The sequence below is a fragment of the Streptomyces sp. NPDC057638 genome (assembly GCF_042800315.1).
In the GTDB taxonomy this organism is placed as follows: domain Bacteria; phylum Actinomycetota; class Actinomycetes; order Streptomycetales; family Streptomycetaceae; genus Streptomyces.
In genome coordinates this window covers 1-10,911 of the sequence record NZ_JBHVHF010000277.1, presented here as the reverse complement: position 1 = coordinate 10,911, position 10,911 = coordinate 1, and the positions used below count along the sequence as shown (strand labels likewise).

Below are 10,911 nucleotides of genomic sequence, written 5' to 3'. Positions count from 1 at the left end.
GGTCCCGTCCCGCCCGGACCACGGTCAGTGGTGCGGCGGAAGGGGCTGCTCGGTCCAGATGACCTTGCCGTCGGGGGTGTAGCGGGTACCCCAGCGCTCCGCGAACTGCGCCACCAGGAAGAGCCCCCGCCCCCCTTCGTCCGTCGTCGCCGCCTGCCGCAGATGCGGCGAGGTACTGCTGTGGTCCGCCACCTCGCAGATCAGCGAACGGTCCTTGATCAGACGGACGGTGATCGGGCCCGCCGCGTACCGGATCGCGTTCGTCACCAGCTCACTGAGGATCAGCTCCGTGGTGAAGGCCTCCTCCGCCAGCCCCCACGCCGTCAGCGCGCCCGACACCGCCGACCGGACGTCCGAGACCGCCGACGGGTCCGACGGCACCTCCCACTGGGCCACCTCCGCCGCGCCCAGCACCCGGGTACGGCCCACCAGCAGGGCGATGTCATCACGCGGACGCTCGGGCAGCAGCGCCCTCAGCGCCGCCTCGCAGATCTCGTCCGGGGTACGGTCCGGACGGCCCGTGAGCGTGTCCCGGAGCAACGCCAGCCCGTCGTCGATATCGCGCTCCCGGTCCTCCACCAGCCCATCGGTGTACAGCACCAGGGAACTGCCCGGTTCCAGCTCCAGCTCCAGCGTCTCGAACGGCATCCCGCCCAGCCCCAGCGGCGGCCCCCCGGGCACATCGGCGAAGAACGCCGAGCCGTCCGGGCGCAGCACCAGCGGCTGGAGGTGCCCGGCGCGGGCGATGGCGCAGCGGCCGGTGGACGGGTCGTAGATGGCGTAGACACAGGTGGCGCCCGTGACCTGGCCCTCGCCCCCGGCGGCCTCGTCCTGGTCGAGCCGGGCCACCAGCTCGTCCAGATGCCACAGCAGCTCGTCCGGCGGCAGATCCAGCGTGGAGAAGTTGTGCACCGCCGTACGCAGCCGGCCCATCGTCGCGGCCGCGTGCACCCCGTGGCCGACCACATCGCCCACCACCAGCGCCACCCGCGCGCCCGGCAGCGGGATGATGTCGAACCAGTCGCCGCCGACCCCGCCGAGCCCCCCGAGCCCGGCCTGGGCGGGCCGGTAACGGTACGCGGCGTCCAGCGCGCTCTGCTCCGGCAGCCCCCGGGGCAGCAGACTCCGCTGGAGGGTGACCGCCATCGTGTGCTCCCGGGAGAAGCGGCGGGCGTTGTCGACGCTCACCGCCGCGCGGGCCACCAGCTCCTCCGCGAGGGAACGGTCCTCCTCCTCATAGGAGTCGGCCCGCTCCGCCCGCCAGAACATGGCCACCCCCAGGATCGCGCCCCGGGCCCGCAGCGGCACCGCGATCATCGAGTGGAAGCCCGACTCCACCAGCTTCACCGCCCGCTCCGGCGACTGCTGCTCCCAGCCGCTGTAGGCGTGCAGATCCCGTTCCAGGATCCCCTCGCCCTTGCCGAGCCCGGCACCCATCCGGGTGGTCGGAAGGAACCGGATCCGGGTGTTGAGCTGGAAGTGCGCGGTCTCGTCCCCCGCGCCATCGGCGGCGACCCGCCGCATGTCCTCACCCGCGCCGGTCGCCTTCGGCTCCTCCCCGCGCAGCACCGCCTCCACCAGATCGACCGTCGCGAAGTCGGCGAACCGGCCCACCGCGAACTCCACCAGCTCCTCACAGGTACGCACCATGTCCAGCGTGGTGCCGATCTCCACGCCCGCCTCGTACAGCAGCCGCAGCCGGGCCTGCGCCACATCGGCCTGACCACTGAGGGCCTGCAACTCGGTCGTGTCACGGAATGTCGCCACGCTGCCGGACGGGCCCCCGTCCAGGTCGGTGGCGCGCTGATTGACCGCGAGCAGCCGGTCACCCACCCGGTGCACCTCGTCCGTGACCATCCGCCGGGACGTCAGCAGCCGCTCGGTGTCCGGGCCGAGCCCCAGCTCCACCACCGGGCGGCCCTCCACCTGCGGCGGCAGCTCCAGCAGCCGCCGCGCCTCGTCGTTGGCGAGCAGCAGCCGCCCGTCGTCGCCCACGATGACGACCCCCTCGCGCACGGCGTGCAGCACGGCGTCATGGTGCTCGTACATCCGGGTCATCTCGGCCGGGCCCAGGCCGTGCGTCTGACGCCGCAGCCTCCGGGTGACCAGCGCCGTGCCGCCCGTCGTCAGCAGCAGTACCCCGGCCGCCGCGCCGAACAGCAGCGGCAACTGGTCCTTCACCACCCCGCCGACCCGTGACAGCGTCACCCCCGCCGACACCGCGCCGATGACCTGCCCGTTCCTGGCGAAGACCGGGACGGTCGCCTGGACCAGCGGGCCGATGGTGCCGGTGATCTTCTCCGTGACCACCTCACCCGCGAGCACCGGGCGCAGATCGCCGACGAACTTCTGGCCGATGCGGTTGGGGATGGGATGCGTGTAGCGGACGCCGTCGGTGTTCAGGACGGTGATGAAGTCGACGTGGGAGCGTTCGCGGGCGGCCTGCGCGCTCGGCTGGAGGATCGCGGTCGGATGGCGGCTCTTGAGCGCCGCCTCCATCCCGGGCGAGCTGGCGAAGGTCTCCGCGACGGCGACCGAACGGTTGACGGCCTCGCGTTCGCTGTCCGCGTGGGACTGGAGGACGAGGGCGACGATGCAGGCCGCGACGAGCAGCAGCACGATCGCCACTTGGAGGAGAAAGACCTGGCCCGCGACGGTTCGCATCTTCAGAACCGAGCGCGGGCGACCGTGATGTGCGGCCATGTCCTCTTTCTACACCTCCCCTATACGGTGGGCTATCCGCGCACCGTAAGGCCCGCCCCGCCTCCCGCGCGACCTTTTCCCCCTCTTGCCCTCCCCGGCCGCCCCCCGGGCCCCGCCCCGCCCGGGGCCCGCGCCCACGAGCGGGCGGGGACGCCGGGCTCGCAACACGCCCTAGCGGGGTGGCAGGTGGAGGAGGTGGGTGAGGGCGTGTTCGACGGCGGCTTCGGGGTCGGGGACATACCCGGGCGAGCGCCATGCCACGAACCCGTCCGGCCGCACCAGAACCGCCCCCTCCGCGCTCGTCCCGTGCGTCCCCGTCCAGTCCGCCCCTTCCTCCGGCACCAGGTCCCCCAGCGGCCCGTCCCCGACCGCGTACACCTCCAGCGGTACGGAGAGCCGCGCCGCCGCCTTGTGGGCCGCGTCCCGCCACACGGAGCCCTCGCCGCAGAGCAGCACGGGCACGCGTTCGTACAGGTCGAGCGTGGAGATGCGGGCGCCGTCGCGCATCAGCCAGAGATGGGGGGCCCGGGTGCCGGGCTCGGCGGTGAGTTCCAGGCGGTCGGGGACGACGGGACGGGTGGGTTCGGCGCCGAGGACGGCGCCGCGCGGGTAGCCGTAGCCCATGACGACGGTGAGGATCCCGCCGGGCCTCCCGGTGGGGGTGACGGCGGGGGAGTAGCCCGGATGGCTGTGTTCCGCCGAGCGGGCGGAGGCGCGTTCGCCGGTGGCCCGTGCCACCGGCTGGCGTTCCTCGCCGTAGCTGTCGAGCAGCCCGGGCCCGGCCCAGCCGTTGCTGACGGCCGCCAGTTTCCAGGCCAGGTTGTGGGCGTCCTGGATGCCGGTGTTGGAGCCGAAGGCGCCGGTCGGTGACATCTCGTGGGCGGAGTCACCGGCGAGGAAGACCCGGCCGACGGAGTAGCGGCGGGCCACCCGTTCGGCGGCGTGCCAGGGGGCCTTTCCGGTGATCTCGACATCGAGGCCGGGCGCGCCCACGGCGCGGCGGATGTGGTCGCGGCAGCGCTCGTCGGTGAAGTCGTCGAGGGTCTCGCCGTGCTCGGGGTGCCAGGGCGCGTGGAAGACCCAGCGTTCGCCGTTGTCGACGGGGAGCAGCGCGCCGTCCGCGCCCGGACGGGTGAGGTAGCAGACGATGAACCGCCGCTCGCCCACGATCGCGGCGAGCGAGCGCGAGGTGAAGGTCAGGCTGACGTTGTGGAAGAGCTCGCCGTGGCCGCTCTGCCCGATCCGCAGCTGCTCCCGCACCGGGCTGCGCGGGCCGTCCGCCGCCACCAGGTAGTCCGCCCGTACGGAGGTGTGTTCCCCGGTGGTGCGGTCCTTGACGACGGCGCTCACGCCCCGCGCGTCCTGTTCGAAGGAGAGGAGCTCGGTGGCGAACCGCAGGTCGGCGCCGTAGGACCGGGTGGTCTCCGCCAGGACCGGTTCGATGTCGTTCTGGCTGCACAGGCACCAGGTGGTGGGGCTGAGCCGGGCGAGCCCGCCGCCCGGGTCGATCTCCTTGAAGAGCCACTCCTGTTCCTCCCCGGTGCCGTCGGGGCCGCCGGTGAGCGAGGCCGCCTGGAGGATGCCGTGGTTCTCGGCGAGGACGGCGGCGGCGTCCCGGATCGCGTCCTCGACCCCGGCGCGCCGGAGGAGTTCCATCGAACGGACGTTGATGCCGCGCCCGCGCGGGTGGGTCGAGACGCCGGAGTGCTTCTCGACGAGCAGGTGCCGTACGCCGTGGCGGCTGAGGAACATCGACGTACTCAGGCCCACCAGGGATCCGCCCACGATGAGGACCGGTACGCGGTGATCTGCCGGGGCTGACTGGTCGGTGTGGTCTGCGAGGTCTGCGTTCACTGTGCGCTCTGCCTTCGTCGCGGGGCTGGTCCCCCTGGGTGCCTTCGTCGCGGGGCGGGTCCGCCGGGGCGCGGGGTCGGTGCGGTGTGGTCCGCGGACCGGTTCCTGTGCCGGTCCGTCCGTGGTCCGCCGTCCGGGTTTCTGTTCCGGTCCGTCCGTGGTCCGCGGACCGGGTCTCCGTGCCGGTCCGTCCGCGTCTGCCGACCGGTCTCCGTGCCGGTCCTCGTGTGGTCTGCCGACCGGGTTCCTCCGCCCGTCCCTGTGCCGGTCTCCGTGTCGGTCCCCATGCGATCTCTGTGCCCGTCGGGGGAGCCCTTGCCTCGCCCATTCACCCGCTTGGTGCTCAGCTCTCGCGCCGGAGGTGGTACCGGACCACGATCGGTTCACGGGAAGCGCCCCGGGCCGTCAGGGGCGGTCGCGCGCATCCGCGGGGACCGGCCGACCACCGTCCCCGGGCGGATCCACCGATGACCGGCGACGGGCCATGTCTGTGGCGGCGGCGCCGTCACGAAGGAGTGTGAACAGGGATGACCACCTTGTCGGAACGGATATCACAGTCCGCCTTCGACGGCTCCAGGCTTCGGGTCGTACTGCTGCTGGACCTCTACGACGGGGCCCAGAAGCAGTTCCTGGAGGCTTACGAACACATGCGGAACCATGTGGCGTCGGTCCCCGGGCACATCAGCGACCAGCTGTGCCAGTCGATCGAGAACCCCTCGCAGTGGCTGATCACCAGCGAGTGGGAGAGCGCCCCGCCGTTCCTCGCCTGGGTCAACAGCGAGGAGCATGTCCAGACCGTGATGCCGCTGCACAGCTGTGTGCGGGACACCCGTTCGCTGCGGTTCAGCGTGCTGCGCGAGACGGGGCAGGCGTTCGCGATCCACCCCGGGCAGTCCCGGGCCGGACTCCAGCCCGCGCCACGCGTCGGTGACGGGGTGGTGCGGCACGCGCTGACCTTCACCGTACGGCCCGGCAGCGAGAAGGCCGTGGCCAAGATCCTGGCCGGGTACACCTCCCCGGCCTCCCGGGTCGACGACCAGACCCGGCTCCGCCGTACCTCCCTCTTCATGCACGGCAACCGGGTCGTGCGCGCGATCGAGGTGCAGGGCGATCTCATGGCGGCGCTGCGGCATGTCGCCCGCCAGCCCGAGGTGCGGGCGGTCGAGGACGCCATCAATCCCTATCTGGAGCAGGACCGGGACCTGGACGACCCCAACTCGGCCCGGCTCTTCTTCACCCGGGCGGCGCTGCCCGCCGTCCACCATGTCTCCGCCGACGGGCGCGGCAGCGACGAGGTGAACCGGCACGCCCTCTTCTACCAGGCCAAGGAGGAGTGCGGGCTCGCGGTGGCCCGGTTCCTCTCGCAGCAGGACGTGGTCGCCGCCGACGACCCGCGCAATCCGATCGTGGGCTCCACCGTCTTCCAGCGCGACGACCTCGTGGTCCGGCTGATCGACGTCGCGGGGCCGCTCAACTCCCAGCCGTCCATCGCCCTCGGGGTCCAGGGCACCCGCAAGGCCGCCGTCCTCGGCCGGCTGCTGGTCGACGGCGACCGGCTCGCGGGCGCCGACGAGCCGACGGTGGAGGACTTCCTCGACGGCTCCGACACACAGCTGATCACGGACCGGATCGCACCGCCGGAGTCCTGACGCCGGATCGCACCGCCGGAGTCCCGACGCCCGACACCTGACACCCGTACGGGAGCGGGCTGGCGCCTTCCCGGCGCCCCGCACCGCCCGTACGCCGCCGCCCCCGTATGACGCCGCTGTCGCCCCCCACGCACCACCCGAGTCCCGACCCTCGTACGGCACCGCCGTCGACTGGAGGAACCAGCATGACCACGCACCGCCCACGCATCGTGGACCTCAGCGAGACCAAGCCCAACACCCGGCGCGGCGGCGATCTGCGCGCCATGCTCACCCCCACCGCCGTCGGCGCCACCAGCGGCTTCATGGGGCTCGCCATCATCGCCCCGGGCGACCGGATCGCCGAGCACTACCACCCGTACTCGGAGGAGTTCGTGTACGTGGTCGACGGGCTGCTGGAGGTCGACCTCGACGGTGAGACCCACACGATGCGCCCCGACCAGGGCCTGCTGATCCCGATCGACGTACGGCACCGCTTCCGTAACGTCGGGTCCGTCGAGGCCAGGATGGTCTTCCACCTCGGCCCGCTCGCACCCCGCCCGGACCTCGGGCACGTCGACACGGAGGAGACCGCCCAGACCTCCCGGACCGCCGGAGCCCCCGCCGGGCCGCCGGAACGCTCCGGGGCCGTGTCGTGAGGCGGCGGGTGGCGGTCACCGGGGTCGGCGTCGTCGCCCCCGGGGGAGTCGGCACCCCGGCGTTCTGGGATCTGCTGGTCAACGGGCGCACCGCGACCCGGGGCATCACCCTCTTCGACCCGGAGGGCTTCCGCTCCCGGATCGCCGCCGAGGTCGACTTCGACCCCGCCGCGCACGGACTCGGCCCGGACGAGGCCGCCCGCTCGGACCGGTACATCCAGTTCGCGCTGGTCGCCGCCCGGGAGGCGATACGGGACGCGGGGCTCGACCCCGCGCGGGAGGACCCCTGGCGGGTCGCGGTCTCCCTGGGCACGGCGGTCGGCGGCACCACCCGCCTGGAACACGACTACGTGGCCGTCTCCGCGCGCGGCGACCGCTGGGACGTGGACCACCGGCCCGCGGGGGCCCATCTCCACCGGGCCTTCTCCCCCAGCACCCTGGCTTCCGCCGTCGCCGAGGAGATCGGCGCCCGGGGCCCGGTGCAGACCGTCTCCACGGGCTGCACCTCCGGTCTCGACGCCGTCGGCTACGCCTTCCACACCATCGAGGAGGGCCGCGCCGACGTCTGTGTCGCGGGCGCCTCGGACTCGCCGATCTCCCCGATCACGGTCGCCTGCTTCGACGCCATCAAGGCGACCTCCCCGAGGAACGACGACCCCGAGCACGCCTCCCGGCCCTTCGACGCCCACCGCGACGGCTTCGTCATGGGCGAGGGCGGCGCGGTGCTCGTCCTGGAGGAACTGGAGCACGCCCGCGCCCGGGGCGCCGAGGTCTACTGCGAGATCGGCGGCTACGCCACCTTCGGCAACGCCTACCACATGACCGGACTCACCCCGGAGGGCCTGGAGATGGCCCACGCCATCGATCTGGCCCTGGAGCACGCCGGGGTCCCGGGCGCCGCGATCGACTACGTCAACGCCCATGGCTCCGGCACCAAACAGAACGACCGCCATGAGACCGCCGCCGTCAAGCGCTCCCTCGGCGACCACGCCTACAAGACGCCCATGAGCTCCATCAAGTCGATGGTGGGCCACTCCCTGGGCGCGATCGGCGCCATCGAACTCGTCGCCTGTGTCCTGGCCATGGACCGCCAGGTGGTGCCGCCGACGGCCAACTACGAGACCCCGGACCCCGAGTGCGACCTGGACTACGTACCCAAGGTCGCCCGTGAGCGGCGGCTGCGGAACGTGCTCTCCGTCGGCAGCGGGTTCGGCGGCTTCCAGTCCGCGGTCGTCATGACCCGGCCCAGCAGGAGGTCCCCACGATGAGTCATCCCCGCCGCGCGCGCGGCCCGCGCGACCACCGGCCCACCGCCGTCACCGGCATCGGAGTCGTCGCCCCCAACGGCATCGGCGCCGACGTCTTCTGGAAGTCGACCCAGGAAGGCATCAGCGTCCTCGACCGGGTCAGCCGCGAGGGCTGCGCCCAGCTGCCGCTGCGCGTCGGCGGGGAGGTCCGCGACCTCGACGCGGGCAGCATGGTCGAGGACCGCTTCCTCGTCCAGACCGACCGTTTCACCCACTTCGCGATGGCCGCCGCCGATCTCGCGCTCGCCGACGCCCGGCTGGGGCGCGCCGACTACGAGGACTCCCCGTACGACGTCGGAGTGGTCACCGCGGCGGGCTCCGGCGGCGGCGAGTTCGGCCAGCGCGAACTCCAGAACCTGTGGGGCACCGGCTCCCGGTTCGTCGGCCCCTACCAGTCCATCGCCTGGTTCTACGCCGCCAGCACCGGCCAGATATCCATCCGGGGCGGCTTCAAGGGCCCCTGCGGGGTGGTGTGCAGCGACGAGGCGGGCGGGCTCGACGCCTTCGCCCACGCCGCCCGCGCCATCCGGCGCGGCACCGACGCCGTCGTCGTCGGCTCCGCCGAGGCCCCGCTCGCCCCGTACTCCATGGTCTGCCAGCTGGGGTACGAGGACCTCAGCACCAGCGACGACCCGGCCCGCGCCTACCGGCCCTTCACCACCGAGGCGTGCGGCTTCGTCCCCGCCGAGGGCGGCGCGATGCTCGTGGTGGAGGAGGAGTCGGCGGCGCTGCGGCGCGGTGCCCGGCTCCGCGCCCGGGTCGCCGGGCACGCCGCCACCTTCACCGGTCCGTCCCGGTGGGCCGAGTCCCGGGAGGGGCTGGCCCGCGCCATCCGGGACGCGCTCGCCGAGTCCGGCCTCGCGCCGGAGGAGATCGACGTGGTCTTCGCCGACGCCCTCGGCGTCCCGGAGGCCGACCGGGCCGAGGCGCTCGCCCTCACCGACGCGCTCGGGGCGCACGGGCGCCGGGTGCCGGTGACCGCGCCCAAGACCGGGATCGGCCGGGCCTACTGCGGCGGGCCCGTGCTGGACGTGGCGGCGGCGGTGCTGGCGATGGAACACGGAGTCGTCCCGCCCACGCCCAACGTCTTCGACGTCTGCCACGACATCGACGTCGTGACCGGCAACGCGCGCCGGCTGCCGCTGCGCACGGCCCTGGTCCTCAGCCGCGGACTCATGGGCTCCAACGCGGCGCTGGTGGTCCGCGCGGCGGACGCGCCGTGAACGCGCCGCCGCCGGGGCCGCCGCCGACACGGGTACCGGACGGCCGTGGCCCACGGCGGGCCGGCGGGCGGCGCGCCCCGCCGTGAGAGCCCCGGCCGGCCGCGACCCGGTCCGGCTCGGCCCGGTCCGCATCGGAGCGACACACCGGCCGACTCGGCCGAGCCCGGCGCCGCCCGGCGCGGCGTGGCCCAGGCCAGTCCGGCGCCGACCGGTCCCGACCGGCGCGCCCGCCGTCACGCGACCGCCCTGACCGGCCTCCGTGCCACCGGGGCCGCCCCGCCGCGCGGCGGCCAGACCCGCCGGACCGGGAGCGCGACGGCCCGGAGCGCCACCGTCCGGTGCCGTGTCCGGTCCCGTACACCCCCACCCGACCCCACCCGAAGGGAGACCCCCATGTCCTACGTCCTCACCCCGGAGGAGCTGGCCGCCCTGATGCGGCAGAACGCGGGCATCGCGATCGAGCCGGGCGACCTCGCCAAGAACCTCGACACTCCGTTCGAGCAGTACGGCCTGGACTCGCTGGGCCTGCTCGGCATCGTCGCGACCCTGGAGAACCGGCACGGCTCGGCCATGCCGGCCGACACGGAGAAGTGCCCGACCCCGCGCGAGTTCCTCGACCTCGTCAACAACACCCTGACCAAGAGCGGAGCCTGAACGTGCCCGGACACACCGAGAACGAGATCACCGTCAACGCGCCCCTGGACCTCGTCTGGGAGATCACCAACGACCTGGAGAACTGGCCCCAGCTCTTCAGCGAGTACGCGTCGGTGGAGATCCTGGACCGCCGGGGCGAGACGACGACCTTCCGGCTCACCATGCACCCCGACGAGAACGGCAAGGTCTGGAGCTGGGTCTCCGAGCGCACCCCCGACCGCGCCAGCCGTACGGTGCTCGCCCGCCGGGTGGAGACCGGCCCGTTCGACCATATGAACATCCACTGGGAGTTCACGGAGGCCCCCGGCGGCACCCGGATGCACTGGCGCCAGGAGTTCGCCATGAAGCCCGACGCGCCCGTCGACGACGCCTGGATGACCGACAACATCAACCGCAACTCGAAGATCCAGATGGCCCTGATCCGGGACAAGATCGAGCAGCGGGACCGGGAGCGCCGCGCCGGCGCCCCGGCCAACTGAGCCGGAGGACGCCCGATGACCGCCCCCTCCCCGCACCAGGCGCTGATCGTGGCCCGGATGGCGCCCGACTCGGCCGACGGCATCGCCAAGCTCTTCGCCGACTCCGACGGCGGTGAGCTGCCCCGACTGGTGGGTGTGCGCCGCCGCAGCCTCTTCCAGTTCGGCGATGTCTACCTCCATCTGATCGAGGCGGACCGGCCCCCGGGCCCCGCCATCGCCCAGGTGGTGGACCACCCGGACTTCCGCGATCTGAGCGACCGGCTCCAGGCGTATGTCAGCCCGTACGACCCGGATACCTGGCGCTCCCCGAAGGACGCCATGGCCCACCGCTTCTACCTCTGGGAGCGCGACGGCTGAGCCCCGGCACGCCACGGCGCGGCGCCCCGGTCCCTGGTGGAGGGATCCGG

At 73.3% G+C, this 10,911-nt stretch carries 9 protein-coding genes; 7 read left to right on the top strand and 2 right to left on the bottom strand.

What is annotated here, in order from left to right:
• Positions 1 to 24 precede the first annotated feature (24 nt).
• Both ACFVIM_RS27860 and ACFVIM_RS27855 read right to left on the bottom strand, forming a co-directional pair.
• Entirely contained in the window at positions 25 to 2,703 is a 2,679-nt protein-coding gene (locus ACFVIM_RS27860; RefSeq protein ID WP_384306789.1) for a SpoIIE family protein phosphatase, read from the bottom strand.
• 171 nt (positions 2,704 to 2,874) lie between these two features.
• Complete coding sequence (locus ACFVIM_RS27855) at positions 2,875 to 4,557, bottom strand: FAD-dependent oxidoreductase (protein WP_384306786.1); 1,683 nt, start codon at positions 4,555 to 4,557, stop codon at positions 2,875 to 2,877.
• Between the two features lie 527 nt (positions 4,558 to 5,084).
• On the opposite strand from ACFVIM_RS27855, the gene ACFVIM_RS27850 reads away from it, so the two are divergent.
• From ACFVIM_RS27850 to ACFVIM_RS27820, 7 genes are all read left to right on the top strand, one after another.
• On the top strand, positions 5,085 to 6,206 hold the full coding sequence (locus tag ACFVIM_RS27850) for a SchA/CurD-like domain-containing protein (protein ID WP_384306783.1): 1,122 nt from the start codon (positions 5,085 to 5,087) through the stop codon (positions 6,204 to 6,206).
• 185 nt (positions 6,207 to 6,391) lie between these two features.
• Complete coding sequence (locus ACFVIM_RS27845; RefSeq protein ID WP_384306780.1) at positions 6,392 to 6,841, top strand: cupin domain-containing protein; 450 nt, start codon at positions 6,392 to 6,394, stop codon at positions 6,839 to 6,841.
• Entirely contained in the window at positions 6,838 to 8,109 is a 1,272-nt protein-coding gene (locus ACFVIM_RS27840; protein WP_384306777.1) for a beta-ketoacyl-[acyl-carrier-protein] synthase family protein, read from the top strand. Before ACFVIM_RS27845 ends, ACFVIM_RS27840 begins: the two co-directional genes overlap by 4 nt.
• Positions 8,106 to 9,371 carry a ketosynthase chain-length factor gene (locus ACFVIM_RS27835; protein ID WP_384306774.1) on the top strand — a complete coding sequence of 422 codons (1,266 nt, stop codon included), beginning with the start codon at positions 8,106 to 8,108 and terminating at the stop codon, positions 9,369 to 9,371. The genes ACFVIM_RS27840 and ACFVIM_RS27835 overlap by 4 nt, the downstream gene beginning before the upstream one ends.
• A 393-nt stretch (positions 9,372 to 9,764) precedes the next feature.
• A complete protein-coding gene (locus ACFVIM_RS27830) occupies positions 9,765 to 10,025 on the top strand; it encodes an acyl carrier protein (RefSeq protein WP_384306772.1) in 261 nt (86 codons plus the stop codon).
• A gap of 2 nt (positions 10,026 to 10,027) precedes the next feature.
• Positions 10,028 to 10,504, top strand: a complete 477-nt coding sequence (locus ACFVIM_RS27825) for an SRPBCC family protein (protein WP_384306769.1) — start codon at positions 10,028 to 10,030, stop codon at positions 10,502 to 10,504.
• Between the two features lie 15 nt (positions 10,505 to 10,519).
• Positions 10,520 to 10,861, top strand: coding sequence for a TcmI family type II polyketide cyclase (locus ACFVIM_RS27820; RefSeq protein ID WP_384306767.1), 342 nt, complete (start codon positions 10,520 to 10,522; stop codon positions 10,859 to 10,861).
• The last annotated feature ends 50 nt before the right edge of the window (positions 10,862 to 10,911 follow it).